Source organism: Massilia sp. DJPM01, from assembly GCF_030348125.1.
Lineage (GTDB): Bacteria > Pseudomonadota > Gammaproteobacteria > Burkholderiales > Burkholderiaceae_D > Telluria_A > Telluria_A frigida.
Genome location: NZ_JAQOZV010000001.1, coordinates 115,467 through 136,136 on the forward strand (window position 1 = coordinate 115,467; position 20,670 = coordinate 136,136).

The window sequence follows — 20,670 nt, forward strand, 5'->3', positions numbered from 1 at the left end:
GGCTGCGCGATTGCAGCCTGTATCAGAGCGCTCAACGATGTAATAACTTATTTGCTTGTCCGTGAAATAGCGCGTTAGCCAAGAGGCCACCATTGCAATCAACATCCAGCTGTATTGGCTCACTGATTACCGTCATCGCTGCAATGGTGCTTAGTGCATGCGCGTCGAGTGCCACGACCAAGGCCGCGCCCTATCGCATCGACTTCCAGGCGGCCCGTGACGTGAATGGCGATAGCCGCCAGCGCCCTTCCCCAGTCCAGGTCAAGGTATATGCGCTGCGCTCGCCGGCCAGCTTCCAGTCGGCCGATTTCTTTGCGCTGCAAAGCCAGGCCGAAACGGTGCTGGGCAAGGATCTGGTGGAAATCGAACAGATCGTGCTGGCGCCAGGTGAAAGCCGGTCAATCAAAAAACCGGGCAATCCTGAGGTCACCGCCATTGGCATCGTCGCTGAATACCGGTTATTGGAAAAAAATAAGTGGCGCGAAATAATAACCCTGCCAGATCCGAAACAATTGAATGCCTTTAAGTTCTGGCAAACCTTGCCCGATCAGTTTCTCTTGCAGGTCGGTATTAACAAGGGCGGTATCGCATTGATTCAAAAAACCAAATGAAACCATATTCACCCAATCCGAATATCGCCAGCAGCATGCATCAGCGCATAGTCTGGACCGAAGGCATGTTTCTGCGCCCGCACCATTTCCAGCAGATGGAGCGCTACCTCGAGAACTTCGTGCAATCGCGCGTGCTGCCTATGCAGGGTTTTCACTGGGGATGGTCACGCCTGGTGCTGGACCGGGACGCGCTTGCACTGGGAAAACTGGCAATCGGCAGCGGCGCCGGGGTCATGCCTGATGGAACGCCGTTTGCCTTTGAAGCGGACAATGCCCCTGCCATGCTGGACGTGCCGGCGCAGCTCAAGGACCAGGACATCGTGCTGGCCTTGCCCTTGTGGCGTGCCAACCGGCCCGATTTTTCCTGGTCTGACGAGGCCCCGGACCAGGACGCCGCCGCCAACACCGGCTGGACCCGGCATGACATCGGCGAGTTCGAGATTGAAGACGCCAACACCGATGCCTTCGGCCCGGCCGTGCTGCAATTTGGCCGCTTGAACCTGCGCCTGATGCCCGCGTCCGCGCTCAATGCGGACTGGCAGTCAGTGGGCGTGGTGCGCGTGAACGAACGGCGCAACGATGGCCAGGTGCTGCTCGATGACAGCTACATCCCGCCGATGCTCGCAGCCACTGCCCATCCGGTGCTGGAACGGTTTGTCTCGCAACTGCATGGTCTGCTACAACAGCGCGGTGACGCCTTGGCCGAGCGCCTGTCGCAGCCTGGCAGCAGCGGCGTGGCTGAATTTGCCGACTTTCTGCTACTTGAAGTGATCAACCGCTACACCGGCGTCACTTGGCATGCGGGTCAAAGCAGCCGCTTGCATCCGGAGATGCTCTACAAGGACATGCTGAAACTGGCTTGCGACCTGGCCACCTATACCTCCGACAAGCGCCGCCCGACTGTCTATCCGCCCTATCTGCACGACGATCTGCAAGCCACTTTTACGCCACTGATGCTGGAACTGCGCCGTGCGCTATCGATCGTCCTTGAGCAGCACGCCATCGCCATCCCGCTGCAAGAACGCGGCAATGGCATTCGCGTCGCGCAGATTCCTTCGCTGGAATTGATCCAGGACGCCGGGTTTGTATTGGCAGTCAATGCCGATATGCCGTCCGACCTGCTGCGCACGCGCTTCCCGGCGCAACTGAAAATGGGCGCCGTCGAGCGCATCCGTGACCTGGTGCTCCTGCAGCTTCCCGGTATCGGCGTGCGCCTGTTGCCAGTGGCGCCGCGCTATCTGCCCTACCACGCCGGCTTCACGTATTTTGAGCTCGACAAGACCGGCGAGTTCTGGAAACAGCTGGAAAAATCCGGCGGCCTGGCGCTGCACGTGGCCGGTGACTTCCCCGGCCTCTCCATGGAATTCTGGGCCATTCGTCAATGAACACCACCAACACCCTCGGTTTCGATCCGCTCGGCCAGTTGGGCCGGCGCGACGAGCATTTTGTCGCGCCCAATCCTGGCGGCGCGTCCACCACGCCCGGCGCCGGAGCCAATGCCGCCGCTGCGCCCCCTCCCGGCCAACGTATCCACAGCGGCAGCAACCCGCTGGTGGCGCTGGCCAATCCGCTGCTCAATCTCATTCCACAGATTCGCACGACCGTGCATCACGCCGACCCGGCCATGCTGCGCGAGCAGCTGCTGTCCGAATTGCGCCAGTTCGAAACCCGTGCCCGGGAAGCGGGCATTGCGAACGAAACCATTATCGGTGCACGCTACTGCCTCTGCACCACGCTCGATGAAGCCGCCACGCTGACGCCTTGGGGCGGCGGTGGCGTGTGGTCGGCCAGCAGTCTGCTGGTAACGTTTCATAACGAAACCTGGGGCGGAGAAAAGTTTTTCCAGTTGCTGTCGCGCCTGGCGCCCTATCCGGCCCAGCACATTGATCTGCTTGAACTTCAATATTTCTGCCTGATGCTTGGCTTCGAAGGACGCTACCGGGTACTTGACCAGGGCCGCTCGCAGCTTGACCTGCTCAAGCAGCGCCTGCTGCAACTGATCCGCACCCAGCGCGGCGAGCACGCCAGCGCCCTGTCACCGCATTGGCATGATCCGGTCATGGCGGCGCGTGCGCAGCGCAGCGTGCCGCTGTGGGCAGTCGCCAGTGTGGTGGCGCTGGCCTGTATCGGCTTGTTCATTGGCCTGCAGTGGTCGCTGTCGTCGCGCTCCGATGAAGTCTATGCCGCGATCGACCAACTGCGCGTCCCGCGCGTGCTCGCCAGCGCCGACAAGCCCTCCCCGGCACCGCAAACGCGCCGCCTGGCGCAGTTCCTGGAAACGGAAATCGCCGAAAAGCTGGTCAGTGTGCTGGACCTGAGCGACCGCAGCACGATCATCATCCGCGGCGACAGCTTGTTTGAGTCAGGGGCCGCTACTGTCAGCGGCAGCCCGGCGCACACAGCCTTGCTGGAGCGAATCGGCAAGGCGCTCAATGCCGTCCCTGGCGCCGTGCTGGTGGTCGGCTACACGGACGATGTGCCAACCCGCGGCTTGCGCTTTGCGTCCAACTGGGAGTTGTCGGTGGCGCGCGCCGGGAGCGTCATGAACGTGCTGCAACGGCTGCTCGATCAACAAGGCCGCCTGCGCGCAGAAGGTCGCGGCGCTGCCGAACCGGCCGTGCCGAACGACAGCCCAGCCAACCGGGCGCGCAACCGTCGCGTCGAAATTACCTTAATGGTGCCGCCGGCGGCACCGGCCACCGGGTCCGCACCATGAATCTTGTTATGAACCTGTTCGGCAGCGTGGCCGGTGTCGTCTTCGGTCGCCATCTGTGGATATTTTTTGGCCTGCTTGCCTTGTGCTGCATGGTCTGGCTGCTCGGGCCGATCATCGCCATCGGCCAGATGCGCCCGCTGGAGAGCGAACTGGCGCGTTGGTGCGTGATCGGCCTGGTGTTTGCCATCTGGCTGCTGCGCGCGCTGTACCGCAACTGGCGCGCGGCCCGTCTGAACTCCCAGCTGCTGCGGCAAATCCGCACGCCCACCGCACGCGCCAATGCCGCACCAAGCGCCGCCAACCCGCACCTGGATGAACTCAGCCAGCGCTTCCAGGACGCGTCCGAAAAGCTGCGCACGGCCAGGTTTGCCACCGACGCTGGCCAGGGCAAGCTGGCTTTCCTGCAACGGTTTTCGGGCCAGTATCTGTATCAGCTACCGTGGTACGTCTTCATCGGCGCGCCCGGCTCCGGCAAGACCACGGCGCTGGTCAATGCCGGCCTGGAATTCCCGCTGGCAGAACAATTCGGCAAAGCCGCCATTCGCGGCATCGGCGGCACCCGCAACTGCGACTGGTGGTTCACCAATGAAGCGGTGCTGATCGACACGGCCGGCCGCTACACCATGCAAGAGAGTCATCGTGAACACGACCAGGGCGAATGGCAGGGTTTTGTCGACCTCCTCAAGAAATTCCGGCCGCGCCAGCCACTGAACGGCGCCATTCTCACCATCAGCATCGCCGATCTGCTCGGCAGCAGCGAGCAGGAACGCGCGCTGCATGCGCTCACCTTGCGCAAGCGCCTGCACGAACTGCGCGATCAGCTCGGCATTCAATTCCCGGTCTACGTCCTGATCACCAAGGTCGATCTGCTGGCCGGTTTTACCGAATATTTTGCCCAACTGAGCAAGGAACAGCGCAGCCAGGTATGGGGCCTGACCTTCAAGCTGGACGCCGTGCGCGATAGCAGCTTCGATGTGCCCGGCGCCTTTTCAGCACAGTATAAGCAACTGCTGGAACGCCTGTATGCCAGCCTGCCCGAGCAACTGCTGGCCGAGCACGACCCGCGCCAGCGCGAACTGGCCTACCTGCTGCCGCAGGAATTTGCCGGGCTGGAGGGCATCCTGAGCGAGTTCCTGGCGCACGTCTTCGTGTCGTCCAAATTCGAGTCGAACGCCTTGCTGCGCGGCGTGTACTTTACCAGCGGCACCCAGGAAGGCACCGTGTTCGACCGGGTCCTGGGCGGTATCAAGAACTTCTTGCAGATCAATACCGGCCAGCGTTCGCCGCAGATCGGCGAACCCGGCCGCAGCTTCTTTCTGCGCAGCTTATTGCAAGACATCATTTTCAAGGAAGCCGGCCTGGCCGGCATCAATGACCGCTGGCAGAAGAAGCAATCCTGGCTGCGCGCAGCCGGCTATGCCGCCACCGCCGTGCTGGCGATCGCGATCTCGCTCGCATGGCTGAACAGCTACCGCGCCAACCAGGCTTACGTCAACGATGTCGCAGCGCGCCTGCCAGCGCTTGAAAAACGCCTCGGGAGAGTAAAGCTGAGCGACCGTGAACAGATCACCAGCGTCATGCCGATGCTCGACGCCTTGCACGCCGTGCCCGTCAGCACTGTGCTCGACGTGGAACATCCAGCGCTGGCTTACCAGCTGGGCATGTACCAGGGCGGCAAGCTCCAAGCTGCGTCCACCCGCGCTTATGAACGGGCGCTGGACGACATGTTCCTGCCGCAACTGGCGCGCCGCCTGGAAGACAGCCTGCGTCAGGCCCCGAGCGGCGACGTGGAACTGAGCTACAACGCGCTCAAGGCGTATCTGATGCTGTTCGACCCGGCGCATTACGACGCCGATTTCCTTCAAGCGTGGTTGTCGCTGGACCTGGAACGTCAATTGGGCAACGCCCTGTCAACCATCCAGCGCGACGAACTGCGCGCCCATCTGAAACGCTTGCTTGTGCAACGGATCGTTGCGTCGCCGTTTGCGATCGACGAGCCACTGGTGGCGCAAACGCGTGAACGGCTGCTCACGCATACCCTCGCACAACGCGCCTACGGCTCCATGAAGCGTATGCTTCAAGGCAACAAGCAACTGCCAACCTTCAATGTTGGCACCGTGGTCGGTCCGCAGGCACCGCTGGTGTTTCGCCGCGCCAGTGGCGCCAGCCTGAATCAGGGCGTGGCCGGCTTGTACAGCTATCGCGGCTACTGGGAACTGTTCGCGCCCGGGCTGGACGCGCGCGTCGCCAAGCTTGCGGAAGAAGAGAAATGGGTCCTGGCCCAGCCAAAAAGCGCGCCGGCGCGTGGCGATAACCTGGCCGCGTGGAGCGCCGAGGTACGCCGCCTGTACCTGACCGACTATATTCGCGTGTGGGAAGACTATCTGGGCGACCTGCGCCTGAAGACCGGCGGCACCCTGGCCCAGAACATCCAGGTCGCGCGCATCCTGTCGTCCCTTGACTCGCCGCTGGTGCGCGTCATGAACGCCGCAGCCAGGGAAACCACGCTGGTGCGCCTTGATGAGATCAACGGCGCCACCATCGTCGACAAGGCCAGAGACAAACTCGACAGCACGCGCTCGTCCCTGAGCCAGATCTTTGGCCAGAACGACCTGGCCAACGGCAAGCCGGAGGCGGCCGCCGCGGAACGGGTGGAAATGCTGGTCGATACGCGCTTCGCCGCGCTGCGCGAATTTACGACAGCGCGCGCAAAAGGCGGCAAGGCGCCCATCGAAGGCATTGTCGAGACCCTCGGCGAGCTGTATGCCCAGTTGACCGCCACTGAAACCGCCCTGCGCGACGGCGTCACGCCGCCACCGAATCAGGTGCTCAGCAAGATCCTGGCCGAAGCCGGCCGCCTGCCGACGCCGTTTCGCGGCATGCTGGGCGAACTGGCCAATTCGTCCGGCAACAACGTTACCCAAGTGCTGCAACAGCAGCTTGGCAAGAATGTGGCCGCCAACGTGGGCCACTACTGCCAGCAAAGCGTGGCTGGCCGCTACCCGTTCGTGCGCGGCTCCTCGCGTGACATGGCGCTTGGCGACTTTGCCCAGATTTTTGCGCCCGGCGCCCTGATGGACGAGTTTTTCCAGAAGAACCTGGCGAGCCAGGTTGATACGGCGGTACGGCCATGGCGCTTCAAGGGCGAACAGAAGGCCCGTGCCGGCTACCTCGATTCCTTTGAGCAGGCAGTCGTCATCCGTGATGTGTATTTCGCCGGCGGCGCCCGTACCCCCACCATCCGGCTCGAGATCAAGCCGGTCCGGATGGACGCTTCCATCGCCCAGTTTGTCATCGACATCGACGGCCAGGCAGTGCGCTACGCCCACGGCCCGCAAGTGTCGACGCCGATTCAATGGCCCGGCCCGGCAGGGCGCAACCAGGTGCGCGTGCAGCTTACCGGCAGCAACGGCAGCAGTGCTTCCCTGATGACCGAAGGCGCCTGGGCGCTGCACCGCATGTTCGACCGCGCCAGCCTGGCGCCCCAGCGCGACGCGGAAAAAATGCTGGCGACCTTCGAGGTCAACGGCGCCAAAGCCGTGTTCGAAGTGACCGCCAGCAGTGCCCGCAACCCGTTCCGCCTGGCCCAACTGGCCAGCTTTTCCTGCCCGGGAGGGGTGTGATGAACGGCCCATTCAACACCCTCGTCCACGGCGCCGCAAGCGCGCCGGTCGGCTGGTTCGGCAAGATTCCGTCGGCTGGCGACTTCGTCCGGCAGCAACTGCCTTACGCCCTGCTGGGCGACTGGGAGCACTGGCTGCAAAACGGGCTAGCGGCCTTGCAGCAAGCCGGCCCAGGCATGCTGGCCACGCACTATGCCGTGGCGCCGCTGTGGAATTTCCTGCTCCCGGCGGGACTCGGCCACGACTCGGTTCAGCTCGGCGTCCTGGCGCCCAGTTGCGACCGGGTTGGCCGCTACTACCCGGTCGCGGCGCTGTGGCCGGTGCCGATCGGCGCCTTCCATAACGGCATGCTGGAGCGCTGCGACGAATTTTACGGCGCGCTCGGCCAGGCGCTGCTGGAGGCGATCCGCCACGGCCACGCCATCGACCGCCTGGGCGCCGCCCTGGCGCAGGTCAACACAGCGCCGATGAGCACACGCGCCGCCGTGGAGCGGGACGCGTTCTGGCGCCAGGCGCAGGCCGGCACCCGTCAACACGCCAAGTCCAGCCCCGACCTGGCGCTGTATTTCGACGCCGCCAGCGCCACCAGCTTCTGGTGGACCAACCAGGGCGACGGCTCGCCCCTGAAGACCTGCACCCACACCGGACAGCTGAACAATGCCCTGTTCGCCCGCCTGTTTGGTCCCCAACAAGGATCCGTATGACCGATTTTTCCAACGCCAGCGTCCTGATCGAACCGGCGGCAGCGTCGGGCGCCGACACGCGCCCGCTGCCCAACGGCCACCGCATGGAAGAATTCGAAATCACCGGCGTGCTCGGTGTCGGCGGCTTTGGCATCGTGTACCGCGCTTTCGACCATGCGCTCGCTCGCGTGGTGGCGATCAAGGAATACATGCCGGCCATGCTGGCGGCGCGCCAGGGCGACCTGAGCATCGCGCTGCGCGGCGAACGTTTCGCCGCCACCTTCAAAAGCGGCCAGGCAGGCTTCATCAATGAAGCGCGCCTGCTGGCCAGGTTCGACCATCCGGGCCTGATCAAGGTGCTGCGCTTCTGGGAAGCCCATGGCACCGCCTATATGGCCACGCCCTGCTACGAAGGCCTGACCCTCAAGCAGCGCCTGGCGGGCGGGCGCGCCCTCAGCGAAGCGGACATCATGCGCATGCTGGCCGCCCTGCTGGGCGCGCTTGAAACCTTGCACCGCGCCCAGTGCTTCCACCGTGACATCGCCCTCGACAACATCATGATGCAGCCGGACGGCACCCCGGTCCTGCTCGATTTCGGCTCGGCCCGCAAGCTGATCGGCGACCTGGTCGACGATGCCAGCATCATGCTCAAACCCGGCTATTCGCCGATCGAACAATACACCGACGACCCGGCCTTTCCCCAGGGACCGTGGACCGACATGTATGCGCTCGGCGCGGTCATTCACATCCTGGTGTCGGGCCAGCTGCCGCCAGCGGCGGTCGTGCGCAGCATTTCAGACAACTACCAGCCGCTTGAAGGCAGCACCCAGCGCTACAGCGCCACCCTGCTGCGCGCCGCCGATGCGGCCCTGCGCCAGCGCATTGAAGAGCGGCCGCAATCGGTCGGTGCGTTTGCGGCCCTGCTGGGCCTGACGTCGGCAACGCCGGGACATTACAGCGCTGTCGATCCGGTGGCGCCGGTGGCGAGCGTTGCGGTGCCAGCGGCAACAGAAGCCGCGCTTCCAGCCAGCCCGGCGCCCCCGCCAGGCGCGCCGCGCGACGCCCTTGTCAGGTCCGCGTCGGCCACGCCCCATGCGTCGTCCGGCGAGCGCGCCGCGCCGACACCTAAAGCACGCTGGTGGGTGCTCGGCGCGAGCGCATTGGCTGTGGCCCTTGTTGCAGTGCTGTGGCTGGTGAACCTTGCGCCGGCCCCTGTGACGGCAAGCGCGCAGCTGCCGCAATCCACAGCAGGCATGAACGCTGCGGCACCGTCACGGATGCCCGCAACGCCAGTCGCGACGGCACCGCCACTGACGCCCGCAACGCCAGTCGTGACGACCTCATCAGAGCCGGTAGCGCCTGCGACCGAGGTCAACAGCAGCGAGGTATCGGTGTCCCCGCCGCTGCCGGCACAGACAAGCGAACCCGAAGCCCTTCCTCCGGCTGTCGTTGATGCCGATCCCGCGCCCAAGCTTCCTGCCGCGCCAGTGCTCAAGCCAGTGCGGGTTGCGCTGCGTATCAGCCCATGGGGCGAAGTGTATGTGAACGGTAAAAAACGCGGCGTCAGCCCGCCCATGAAGTCACTCCAGCTGATGCCCGGTGACTACAAGATCGACGTGCGCAATGGAGCGCTGACGCCGCACCGCCTGCAACTGAAGGTGACCGCCGGCGCAGCCGCGCCCGATGTTGTCCACGCTTTCAAATCGGGCCAGCCATGAACCTCCTCGAGGCTCCCTGCGCCGAGTCAGCCCTGCTCGGCACCTTGCTCGCGCCGGTCGATGAGGCATCGCCTTGTGGCCCCAACCTGGAATATGCCGCCCCCTTCCTGGCGCTGATGCACGCCGCGCAGCCGCGCGCCGAGCAGCAATACGGCGACACCATCATCGCGGCCGAAGCGCCGGACTGGCGTGAGGTCGCGCGTCAGGGTGAGCAGCTGATTTTGCAAAGCAAGGACCTGCGCATCGCTGCCCTGCTGGCGCAAGCCTGGACCAACCTGCAAGGCATGCAGGGCTACGCCCAGGGCTTGCGCCTGGTGGCAGGGCTGCTGAGCCGCTACTGGACCGATCTCTACCCGCGCCTGAAGGAAGACGGCGAGGACGACGAGGACATCGACCCATTCCCGCGCACCAACGCGCTGGCGCCGCTGTTCGAGCCACTGAGCGTGCTGCGTGACTTGCGCGCAGTGCCGCTGCTCGGTCCCGGTGCCCTCGCATTGCGCGAGATTGAATCGGTACTCAATCACAGCGCCCCGGAGCATGTGAACTACCCGGGTGGACCGGACCGCCTGCGCATGGAACTGACGCGCGCCCGCCACGACCATCATCCCGCCCTGCTGGCCGTGGGCGAAGCGCAGTGGGCGCTCGACACGATGGTCGCGCTGCTGCAGGAGCACCTGGGCGCGGAATGGCTGCCGGAACACCAGCACGTCGGCAAGCTGCTGCGACGCCTCGCCGAAACAAGCGGCAGCGGCCATGCTGCTGTCGAGATCGCGCCTGAGCAGGCAGTTGGCCAGCCTGCCGCGCCGTCAGCGCCGGGCACGCGCGCTCCGGACTGGCGCACGCAGGAGCCGGGCAGCCGCGACGACGTGCGCCTGATGCTCGAAAAAATCTGCTTTTATCTGGAAAAGCACGAACCGAGTCACCCGGCGCCGCTGTTGCTGCGGCGCGCGCAACGGCTGATGCAGATGAATTTTTACGACATCATGCGCGACCTCGCGCCGGACAGCGTCAGCCAGATCGACCTGCTGATGGGCACCCAGCCATGACACCGTCCCCCTCTCTTTTAGCGCATGTGCACACCGTTTTCGTTCAATTGACAGCTTTCACAAGGAGTTATTTCCATGGCTAACCCACGGGCCGCAAGCAGCGGCCAGAAATTCATCGCACGTAACCGTGCACCGCGCGTGCAAATTGAATACGACGTCGAAGTGTATGGCGCCGAACGCAAGGTGCAACTGCCGTTCGTCATGGGCGTCATGGCCGATCTGGCCGGCAAGCAGCTGAACCCGCTCCCGGACTTGGCCGAACGCAAATTCCTGGAAATCGACATCGACAATTTCGATGAACGCATGAAGTCGCTGCAACCGCGCACCGCTTTCCAGGTACCCAACACGCTGACCGGCGAAGGCATGCTGCAAGTCGACCTGACCTTCAACAGCATGGACGCCTTCTCGCCGGCCAATGTGGCGCGCAATGTGGATGCGCTGGCGCAGCTGCTTGACGCCCGCACCCAGCTGTCCAACCTGCTCGCCTACATGGACGGCAAGAGCGGCGCCGAGGAACTGATCAGCAGCGTGCTGAACAACCCGGCCCTGCTCGGCAGCCTGGCCGCCCGCCCAGCCAATGACAGTGTGGCCGGCCCCGCGGCCGTGCAGGGAGACGCACATGAATGATTTTTCCGCCCTGCTGGAAGCGGGCGCCCTGCCCGCCCAAAGCACCAGCGCCGAAAGCGACTTTGCGCTGCTGCTACAAAAGCAATTCAAGCCAAAGAGCGAGCACGCCAACCAGGCGGTGCAAAACGCCGTGCGCACCCTGGCCCAGCAAGCGCTGGCGCACACGGTGACGATGTCGTCGGACGCTTACAGCTCGATCCAGGCCATCATCGCCGAGATCGACCTGAAGCTGTCGGAGCAGATCAATCAGATTTTGCACCACGCCGACTTCCAGCAGCTGGAAGGCGCATGGCTCGGCCTGCATCACCTGGTCAGCAACACCGAAACCGACGAACTGCTGAAGATCCGCGTGTTGCCAATCTCGAAAAAAGAACTGGCACGCAACCTGAAACGCTATAAGGGCGTGGGCTGGGACCAGAGCCCGCTCTTCAAGAAAGTCTACGAAGAAGAATACGGCCAGTTCGGCGGCGAGCCTTTCGGCAGCATGATCGGCGATTTCCACTTTGACCACAGCCCGCAAGACGTTGAAACGCTGGCGGAACTGGCGCGCATCTCGGCGGCCGCGCACTGCCCGTTCATTTCCGCCGCCGCCCCGAGCTTGCTGCAGATGGAATCCTGGCAGGAACTGGCCAACCCGCGCGACCTGACCAAGATTTTCCAGAACACGGAATACGCCGCCTGGCGCAGCCTGCGCGAATCGGAAGACGCGCGCTACATCGGCCTGACCATGCCGCGCTTCCTCGGCCGCCTGCCCTACGGCGCCCGCACCAATCCGGTCGATGAATTCAGTTTTGAAGAAGATACCGACAGCGCATCGCACGAGCGTTATACCTGGGCCAATTCGGCCTACGCCATGGGCGTCAACATCAATCGCTCGTTCAAGCAATTCGGCTGGTGCACCTCGATTCGCGGCGTTGAATCCGGCGGCGCGGTCGACAACCTGCCGTGCCACACCTTCCCGACCGACGACGGCGGCGTGGACATGAAGTGCCCGACCGAAATCGCCATCAGCGACCGGCGTGAAGCGGAACTGGCCAAGAACGGCTTCATGCCGCTGGTGCACCGCAAGAACTCGGACTTTGCCGCGTTTATCGGCGCCCAATCGCTGCAGCAACCGGCCGAGTATTTCGACGCCGACGCCTCGGCCAACGCGCGCCTGTCGGCCCGCTTGCCTTACCTGTTCGCCTGCTGCCGTTTCGCGCACTACCTGAAATGCATCGTGCGCGACAAGATCGGCTCGTTCAAGGACCGCGATGAAATGACCAGTTGGCTCAACAGCTGGATCATGCACTACGTCGATGGCGATCCGGCCAACTCGTCGCAGGAAACCAAGGCGCGCAAGCCGCTGGCCGCCGCCGAAGTCCACGTGGAAGAACTGGCCGATAACCCGGGCTACTACGCCGCCAAGTTTTTCCTGCGTCCCCATTACCAGCTGGAAGGCCTGACCGTCTCCCTGCGTCTGGTATCGAAATTGCCGTCGCTGAAGAAAGTGGATGGCTAAGCAAGCACCAACCCTGCAAGTCTTTTCTCAATTTAGGAGTTTTACATGGCAGCAATGATGTTTATGAAAGTAACTGGCGTCACCGGCGAAGCAAGCGATGACAAGCACAAAGAATGGACCGATATCAAATCGTTCTCATGGGGTGCCAGCCAGCCAGGCGGCATGGTCGTCGGTGGCGGCGCGGGCCGCGCCAGCTTCAATGACCTGCAAGTGGTCGCCTACATGGACAAGGCCACCCCGGCCTTGATCAAGAACTGCGCAAGCGGTTTGCGTCTCGGCAGCGTGATTGTCCACGTGTGCAAATCGACAGGCTCGAAAAAAGAGTTTTGCGTCGTCACGCTGGAAGATGTGCTGGTGACGTCGGCCCAGATCATCGGCGTCGATCCACAAGACACGCTTGAGCGTCTGGTCATGAACTATGGCTTCCAGGCTGCAAAAGTGCGTCAGGCTTATACCGACAAGCAAGGCAACGGCGCAAGCAGCCCAATGGGCTGGAACATCACCGACAACATCGAAATGTAATGTGCGGGGTTCATCGAGTCGAGGCTCGATGAACCTCTTCTCAAAGGTGGAACATGAATCAAAGCGCGATCGCTGAAGTAGCCAGTCTGGATGAAGAATATGCGCAGCTCAAGGAGCGCATCCGGCGCAAACCGGAAGACCCGGACCTGCGGGCGCAGCTGTTCCAGGTGCTGGCATTGCGCGGTGACTGGCTGCGTGCGCAGGCGGCGCTGACAATGACGCTGGAACTCAATCCCAACGCCGATTCGCTGGCGGGGACTTACCTGCGGCCGCTGGCTTGCGAACTGGTGCGCGCGCAGGTGTTCGCCGGCGCCCGCCGGCCCGATGTCTGCGAAGCCGATGCGGCAGTCGAATGCCTGGCCGATGCCTTGCAACTCGACGCAGGTGGCAGCGATGCGCAGGCTGGCGCAGTGCGCGCCGCCGCCATGGCCGAGCTGCCGGCGCGCAGCGGACACGTGCGGCTGCACGGCAGCGACACACTCATCCCGTTCGCCTGGCTGGCCGATGGCGACAGCCGCTTTGGCCCGGTGCTCGAACTGTTCGCAGGCGAGCGCTATCTCTGGCTGCCACTGGCCCAGGTACAGCGCATTCGCCTGGTGCCGGCGACCAGCCGCTGTGCGCTGGTCTGGTCCCATGGCGCCATCGATCTCGTGACCGGCAAGAAGATCCACGCTGCTTTGCCGGTACGCTACCCCTTGCCTGCCAAAGCTGCCGACCAAAAGATCCTGACCGCCGCCTATACCGAATGGCAGGCGCTGGCGGGAGCCGACCAGTACACGGGCATCGGCCAACGCATGCTGGTGACCGACCAGGGTGAATACGCCCTGCTCGATATCGCCGAGATTGTTTTCGAACTTGACGACGCGCAGGTGGGCAATGCTTAAATCAGGCAATCACGTCCCGCGCGCCCTCCACGGGCGCCACGACGACGCCGAACGCCTGCGCCTGGGCGCGCGCGACCGCCTGCGCCCGGCCCTGCTGGAACGCCTGACCGACCACGACCGGCTGCAAGCCATCGAAATGGAGCCGCCCGGCACCTCCAGTGCGGCCCTGCGCAGCGCCGTGATGCGCGACCTGGTCTGGCTGCTCAATTGCACGGCCATGGCTGCCGACCTCGATCTCGATGCTTACCCGCAGGTGCAGCGCTCGGTGCTCAATTACGGCATCCTTCCGCTGTCGGGCAAGCATTTGTCCGAGCTCGATAGCCAGGAACTGGCCTGCAGCCTGCGCCGCGCGATTCTCGCATTCGAGCCGCGCCTGCTGCCGGACACGCTCCAGGTGCACTGCGTGTCCGACCCGGACAGCCTGTCGCTGCACAACGAACTGGCGTTCGAGATCCGCGCCCAGTTATGGTCGCAACCGTATCCGGTGGAATTTCTGGTGCGTTCCGACGTGGACATTGAAACCGGCCACACCAAACTGCACAACCTGGTGGCCGACTGATGGATGCACGGCTGCTGGACTACTACAACCGCGAACTGGGCTACCTGCGCGAGATGGGCGCGGAATTCGCGGAACAATTTCCCAAGGTCGCTGGCCGCCTGGGCATGCACGGCATTGAAGTCGCCGATCCCTACGTTGAGCGCTTGCTGGAAGGCTTCAGCTTTTTGACGGCGCGCGTGCAGCTCAAAATGGACGCGCAATTTCCACGCTTTACCGAGCAACTGCTGACGTCGATCTACCCTGGCTATCTGGCGCCGACCCCGTCAATGGCGGTGGTGCAGCTGCAGCCGGACCTGACCGTGGGCAGCCTGGCGTCGGGCTTCACCTTGCCGGCCAAGACCTCGCTGCGCGCCGGCCTGGCGCGCGGTGAGCAAACCGCCTGCGAATTTCGCACCGGCCACGCCGTCACCCTGTGGCCACTGACCCTGGAGCAGGTGCGCTTCGGCCCTGCCCCGGGCGATGTGCCGGCACGCTTGCGCCACCGGGCCAAGGCCGCGCTGCGCATCAACCTGCAATTTGGCGGCGGCCAGCGCTGCGAAGTGTCGCCGCTCGACAAGCTGACCTTCCATGTGGCCGGCCCCGAGCAGCGCGCCTTGCGCTTGCTGGAACTGGTGGCAGGTCACACCGTCGCCGTGCTGTGCCGGCAAGCCGACAGCGGCAATGGGGCCAGCCGGCCATGGGGCGAGGTGCTCGACGCCAGCGCCGTGCGCCATGAAGGCTTCGATATGGAGCAGGCCCTCCTGCCGAGCGACCAACGCCACTTCCAGGGCTACCGGATCTTGCAGGAGTATTTTGCCTACCCTGCCCGCCTGCTGTTTTTCAGTATCGCCGGCTTGCAGCGCGCCTTGCGTGGCGTGACCGGCACCTACTTTGAAATAACGATCCTGCTTGACCAGGATGACGCAACGCTTGAGCGCCTGGTTGGCACGGGCGACCTGGCCATGCACTGCACGCCGGTGGTGAATTTGTTTGCGAAACGTGCGGACCGGGTCGTGGTCACGCCAAAGGTCAATGAATACCATCTGGTGGTCGACCGCAGCAAGGCACTCGACTTTGAAGTCCACAGCGTGACGTCCATGCTTGGTCATGGCAGCGGCGACGAACGCCAGTTTCGGCCATTTCATGCATCGTTCGCACGCGACCCGCGCGACCATGGCGCCTACTACTGCCTGCGGCGCGAAACACGCCTGCTGTCGCAGCGCGCCCGCCAGCATGGGGCGCGCACCTCGTATAACGGCAGTGAAGTCTATATTTCGCTGGTCGACCAGCGCGAGGCGCCGTTTGCCGACACGCTGCGCCAACTGTCGGTCGATACGCTGTGCACCAACCGCGACCTGCCCTTGCTGCTCAGTACCGGCGGCGACAGCGACTTTACGCTCAACGTGTCCGCCCCGGTGGGTGCGATTACGACCGTGCGCGCGCCTTCGCGTCCGCGGGCGCCACTGGCCGATGGCAAGCTGGCCTGGCAGCTGATCAGCCACCTTGGCCTGAATCACCAGGGCCTGTTCGAGCAAGATGGCGAGCAAGGCGCGGCGATCCTGCGTGAATTGCTGGGCCTGTATCTGGACGACAGCCAGGCTGGATTGCAGCGCCAGGTCGAAGGCGTGCGTTCGGTGGTGCACCAGCCGCTGTTCCGCCGCCTGCCCCAGCCTGGCCCGCCTGTTCATGGCCGTGGCGTGAAGATCGCCGTGACCATCGATGAGCAGGCCTTCTCCGGCGACAGTCCGTATTTGTTCGGCGCGGTGCTGGAACAGTTTTTCGCGCGCTACGTGTCGATCAATCTGTTCGCCGAGCTGGAGCTCCATAGCGGTAAGCGAGGCCGGGTCGCCAGCTGGCCGGCCCGCCTGGGCAACAGGCCGCTGTTATGAACGCGGCCTGGAACAGTCAAGCGCCGTGGCAGCAGCTGCGCGAGGCGCCGTACGAGCACGATCTGTTCGCGCTGCTGCGCTGGATCGACGCGCGCGCGGGTGCCGCGCAGCTGCTGGGCCGGACCGGTCACCCGGCCGAGGAACCGGTGCGCCTGGCGCAAAAGGCGTCGCTCGCCTTTGCGCCCGCCTCGGTCGCTGGCCTGAGCGAGCCGGAAGGCCGCGCGGCGCAACTGAGCATTTACGGCTTCGGCTTGTTTGGACCGAACGGCCCGCTGCCACTGCATCTGACCGAATACGCGCGTGAACGCGAGCGCATGGCGGCCGATCCGACGCTGGTCGCCTTTGCCGACCTGTTTCATCATCGCCTCATTACGCTGTTTTACCGGGCCTGGGCCGATAGCCAGGTGACCGCCAACCTGGATCGTCCGGGCGAGGCGCGCTTTGATGCCCATCTGGCCAGCCTGCTGGGTATGGGACTGCCGGCGCAAAAACGCCCTGGCGCCATCGGTCTGCATGCGCGCTACTGCCAGGCCGGCCATCTGGGCCGGCAAAGCCGCAATCCGGAAGGCTTGCGGGCCATCTTGCACAGCTATTTTGAGATCCCGGTCAACGTCATCGAGCATGTGACGCATTGGGTCAGGCTGGCCGATGCGGACCGCCTGGCGCTCGGAAACGCGGGCATGGGCTTGGGTCAAGGCAGCACGCTTGGCGTGGCCGTGCGCGATGCCCAGTCGCGCTTTCGGCTGGTACTTGGGCCGCTGACCCTGGACGATTACAAGCGCTTTTTGCCGGGCGGCGAACATGTGGCCGCGCTGGTGGAATGGGTGCACGAATTTGTCGGCATGGACTTGAGCTGGGATGTCCAGCTGCTGCTGGCGGACGACCAGAAGCCCGTGGCGGCCCTGGGCCAGATGCAGCCGCTCGGCCTGTCGACGTGGCTGGGGAAACGGCCTGCCGACACACCGCGCATAACGGGTGCTCACCTGCCACGCGCAACAAGCGCCCACCTCATCATCGATTACAGCGCGCGCGCGGCCAGCAAGCGTGCCGCGCCGCGCGCCAACGCTCACCTTCAACGAGGAACACTTCATGTCTGAAATTAGCCGCCTGGCCCTGTTCGGCAAGCTCAATCCCACGCTGTACGCGGCAATCGAAAACGGCACCGCGTTCTGTCGCCTGCGCGGCAATCCGTACGTCGAGCTGGTGCACTGGATCCATCAGCTGTGGCAGGCGCCCGACGGCGATCTGCAGCACGTCGCCAGCCACTTCAATCTGGACCGGGACCAGTTGACACGCGACTTGCTGGCAGCGCTGGATCGATTGCCGCGTGGCGCTGGCGCGGTGAGCGACCTGTCCGGCCATATCGACGACGCCGTCGAACGCGCGTGGGTCTACGCCAGCCTGACGTTCAACGCCGAGAAGATTCGTGGCGCGCATTTGTTGCTTGGTTTGCTCAAGACCAGCAGCCTGCGCCATGTGCTGACCGGTATCTCGCGTCAGTTCGAGCGGGTCTTGCCGGACATCCTATCCGGCAGCCTTGAGCAGATCGTGGCTGGCTCGCCGGAGCAAGCGAGCGGCAGCGCCGCAGCCGGCATTCCCGACGGCTTGCCTCCGGCCGGCAGCGGCAAGGCCATCCATATCTACACGGTCGACCTGACCGCACGCGCCCGTGCTGGCGAGATTGACCCGGTCACCGGGCGCGATGAAGAAATTCGCCAGATGGTCGACGTGCTGCTGCGGCGCCGCCAAAACAATCCGCTGCTGGCCGGTGAAGCCGGGGTCGGCAAGACCGCCGTGGTGGAAGGCCTCGCGCAGCGCATTGCCAACGGCGACGTGCCGCCGCCGCTGCGCGACGTTGACCTGCTGCTGCTTGACATCGGCCTGCTGCAAGCTGGCGCCAGCGTCAAGGGCGAATTTGAAAAACGCCTGCGCGAATTGATCACCGAGGTGCAGGCCAGCGATCGTCCGGTCATCTTGTTCATCGATGAGATTCACACCCTGATCGGCGCTGGCGGCGCGGCAGGCACCGGCGACGCCGCCAATCTGTTAAAACCGATGCTGGCGCGCGGCGAACTGCGCACCATTGGCGCCACCACCTGGGCCGAATACAAGAAATATATCGAAAAAGACGCCGCCCTGACCCGCCGTTTCCAGGTCGTGCAGATCGCCGAACCGGACGAGGCGCGCGCCGTCACCATGATGCGCGGCCTGGCCGACAAGCTGGCCACCCACCACCGCGTGCTGCTGCTCGACGATGCCATCGTGGCGTCGGTGGCGCTGTCGCACCGCTACATTCCGGCGCGCCAGTTACCGGACAAGGCGGTCAGCCTGCTCGACACCGCCTGCGCCCGCGTGGCAGTGAGCCAGCACAGCCAGCCGCCCATGCTGGAAGACTGCCAGCGCCGCATCGACGCCATGCTGGTTGAACAGGACATCGTGACCAATGAATGCAATGTCGGCGCGGGCGACGCCAGCCGCCTTGAACCGCTGGCCCGGCGCATCGCCGCCGAGCGGCATGAGTTCGACACCATCAGCGCGCGCTGGCACGCCGAGAAGCTGATGGCGGAGCAAATATTTACCTTGCGCGTAGCGTTGCAGGCAGCCGCTCCGGGCGAGCGTGCCGCGCGCCTGACCGAATTGCAAGTGGTACTGGTGCAGCTTGAACTGCACCAGGAGGAACAGGCGCTGATCCACACTGCGGTGGACGCCCATGCGGTGGCCGCGGTGGTTGCGGACTGGACCGGCATCCCGGTCGGACGGATGGTCGGCGACGCCGTCGAAGCGGTGCTGGAGCTGGCCAACACCTTGGGCCAGCGCGTGATCGGCCAGCAGCATGCGCTGGAAGCGATTGCGCGCCGCGTGCAGACCGCGCGCGCGCGCCTGGATGATCCGAACAAGCCGGTGGGCGTGTTCCTGCTGGCCGGTCCTTCCGGCGTCGGCAAGACCGAAACCGCGCTGGCCTTGGCCGAAACCCTGTACGGCGGCGAGCAGAATCTCATCACCATCAATATGAGTGAATTCCAGGAAGCCCATACCGTCAGCACCTTGAAAGGCGCGCCGCCAGGTTACGTTGGCTACGGCGAAGGCGGTGTGCTGACCGAGGCGGTGCGGCGGCGTCCGTACAGCGTGGTCCTGCTCGATGAAATCGAAAAAGCCCATCCGGATGTGCATGAAATTTTCTTCCAGGTGTTCGACAAGGGCTGGATGGAAGACGGCGAAGGCCGCTACATCGACTTCAAGAACACCGTCATCATCCTGACCTCGAATGTCGGCAGCGATCTGTTGATGCGCCTGTGCCAGGACCCGGACCTGATGCCGGACGTGGACGCGCTGGCCGGCGCGCTGCGCGAGCCGCTGCTGAAAGTGTTCCCGGCCGCCCTGCTCGGTCGTCTGTCAGTGGTGCCGTACTTCCCTCTGTCGGACAGCATGCTCGCGCGTATCGTCGCGCTGCAATTTGACCGCATCCGCAGCCGCCTGCTGGCCAACCACAATATTGTGTTCACCTATGAAGACGGCGCCGTGGCCCTGCTCGGTCAACGCTGCACCCAGCTTGAATCCGGCGGGCGCATGGTCGACGCGGTATTGACGCAGACGGTGCTGCCGCACATTAGCCGCGAAATCCTGCTGCGCTTGTCGGCGCCCGAAAAACTGACGGGTGTGACGATTGGTGCGCAGGGAGGCGAGTTCACGTATCGCTTCGAGCATGCGCACGCCGCGCCGGCCACCCCGGGCGCGCGGGCCGACGACCTGGACGTCGAACTGTCGGCACTCCCACACTGACCTTGCCTCACCTATGACGAAAGATTTTTGATGAACCGTATCCTTAACGCTCGCCCTCCGGTATCCATGTTGAGAACCGCTGTTTTCAAAGCTGGCGCATCGGTGCTGGCGATCAGTGCCCCGCTCTGGCTGAGCGCGTGCGCCAGCACTGACAGCGCGCCGGTTGCCGCTCCCGAGCCGGCGGCCAGGCCTGCCGCAGTGATATTGAACGCCATGGAACAGCGCGCGCAGGTTGTCATTGCGGAAGCTAACAAGCAATTTACGGCCGGTGACTTCAAGGCAGTCATCGTTAACCTGAACACCAGCAAGGCCATCGATTTTTCAAGCACCGCAACCCAAGTCCAGGCGCACAAGCTGCTGGCGTTCAGCTACTGCATCACAAAGAAGACCGCGCCTTGCAATGCCGAAGCAGAGCGCGTGATGCTGCTCGATCCGGGCTTTCAGTTGCCCGAAGCCGAGCGTTCGCATCCGATGTGGGGGCCGGCGTTTGATGCCGCCCGCAAAAAAGTCACGCTTCCAGCCAAGCCATAAT

The 20,670-nt window shown here is 64.1% G+C and carries 16 protein-coding genes; all 16 read left to right on the forward strand.

The window, feature by feature from the left end:
* Positions 1-92: 92 nt before the first annotated feature.
* The 16 genes from tssJ (at position 93) to PO883_RS00560 (ending at position 20,669) form a co-directional block, all read left to right on the forward strand.
* Entirely contained in the window at positions 93-611 is a 519-nt protein-coding gene (gene tssJ, locus PO883_RS00485) for a type VI secretion system lipoprotein TssJ (RefSeq protein ID WP_289308029.1), read from the forward strand.
* Positions 608-1,996 carry a type VI secretion system baseplate subunit TssK gene (tssK, locus tag PO883_RS00490; RefSeq protein ID WP_289308030.1) on the forward strand — a complete coding sequence of 463 codons (1,389 nt, stop codon included), beginning with the start codon at positions 608-610 and terminating at the stop codon, positions 1,994-1,996. Before tssJ ends, tssK begins: the two co-directional genes overlap by 4 nt.
* Positions 1,993-3,327 (forward strand): DotU family type VI secretion system protein, encoded by a 1,335-nt coding sequence (locus PO883_RS00495; RefSeq protein WP_289308031.1) that lies wholly within the window; start codon positions 1,993-1,995, stop codon positions 3,325-3,327. Before tssK ends, PO883_RS00495 begins: the two co-directional genes overlap by 4 nt.
* A complete protein-coding gene (gene tssM, locus PO883_RS00500) occupies positions 3,324-6,950 on the forward strand; it encodes a type VI secretion system membrane subunit TssM (protein ID WP_289308032.1) in 3,627 nt (1,208 codons plus the stop codon). Before PO883_RS00495 ends, tssM begins: the two co-directional genes overlap by 4 nt.
* Positions 6,950-7,654, forward strand: a complete 705-nt coding sequence (tagF, locus tag PO883_RS00505; protein WP_289308033.1) for a type VI secretion system-associated protein TagF — start codon at positions 6,950-6,952, stop codon at positions 7,652-7,654. Before tssM ends, tagF begins: the two co-directional genes overlap by 1 nt.
* Positions 7,651-9,351, forward strand: coding sequence for a serine/threonine protein kinase (locus PO883_RS35020; RefSeq protein ID WP_373890021.1), 1,701 nt, complete (start codon positions 7,651-7,653; stop codon positions 9,349-9,351). The genes tagF and PO883_RS35020 overlap by 4 nt, the downstream gene beginning before the upstream one ends.
* Positions 9,348-10,397 (forward strand): type VI secretion system protein TssA, encoded by a 1,050-nt coding sequence (gene tssA / locus PO883_RS00515; protein ID WP_289308034.1) that lies wholly within the window; start codon positions 9,348-9,350, stop codon positions 10,395-10,397. Before PO883_RS35020 ends, tssA begins: the two co-directional genes overlap by 4 nt.
* Positions 10,398-10,472: 75 nt before the next feature.
* Positions 10,473-11,024 carry a type VI secretion system contractile sheath small subunit gene (gene tssB, locus PO883_RS00520; protein WP_289308035.1) on the forward strand — a complete coding sequence of 184 codons (552 nt, stop codon included), beginning with the start codon at positions 10,473-10,475 and terminating at the stop codon, positions 11,022-11,024.
* Positions 11,017-12,525 (forward strand): type VI secretion system contractile sheath large subunit, encoded by a 1,509-nt coding sequence (tssC, locus tag PO883_RS00525; protein ID WP_289308036.1) that lies wholly within the window; start codon positions 11,017-11,019, stop codon positions 12,523-12,525. Before tssB ends, tssC begins: the two co-directional genes overlap by 8 nt.
* Before the next feature lie 45 nt (positions 12,526-12,570).
* A complete protein-coding gene (locus PO883_RS00530; RefSeq protein WP_289308037.1) occupies positions 12,571-13,047 on the forward strand; it encodes a type VI secretion system tube protein Hcp in 477 nt (158 codons plus the stop codon).
* 53 nt (positions 13,048-13,100) lie between these two features.
* Positions 13,101-13,931, forward strand: a complete 831-nt coding sequence (locus PO883_RS00535; protein WP_289308038.1) for a type VI secretion system accessory protein TagJ — start codon at positions 13,101-13,103, stop codon at positions 13,929-13,931.
* Entirely contained in the window at positions 13,924-14,490 is a 567-nt protein-coding gene (gene tssE / locus PO883_RS00540; RefSeq protein WP_289308039.1) for a type VI secretion system baseplate subunit TssE, read from the forward strand. The genes PO883_RS00535 and tssE overlap by 8 nt, the downstream gene beginning before the upstream one ends.
* Positions 14,490-16,358, forward strand: coding sequence for a type VI secretion system baseplate subunit TssF (gene tssF, locus PO883_RS00545; RefSeq protein WP_289308040.1), 1,869 nt, complete (start codon positions 14,490-14,492; stop codon positions 16,356-16,358). The genes tssE and tssF overlap by 1 nt, the downstream gene beginning before the upstream one ends.
* Positions 16,355-17,455 carry a type VI secretion system baseplate subunit TssG gene (gene tssG, locus PO883_RS00550; RefSeq protein ID WP_289308041.1) on the forward strand — a complete coding sequence of 367 codons (1,101 nt, stop codon included), beginning with the start codon at positions 16,355-16,357 and terminating at the stop codon, positions 17,453-17,455. Before tssF ends, tssG begins: the two co-directional genes overlap by 4 nt.
* On the forward strand, positions 17,448-20,138 hold the full coding sequence (gene tssH / locus PO883_RS00555) for a type VI secretion system ATPase TssH (RefSeq protein WP_289308042.1): 2,691 nt from the start codon (positions 17,448-17,450) through the stop codon (positions 20,136-20,138). The genes tssG and tssH overlap by 8 nt, the downstream gene beginning before the upstream one ends.
* 30 nt (positions 20,139-20,168) lie before the next feature.
* Positions 20,169-20,669, forward strand: coding sequence for a TssQ family T6SS-associated lipoprotein (locus tag PO883_RS00560; protein WP_289308043.1), 501 nt, complete (start codon positions 20,169-20,171; stop codon positions 20,667-20,669).
* Position 20,670 lies beyond the last annotated feature (1 nt).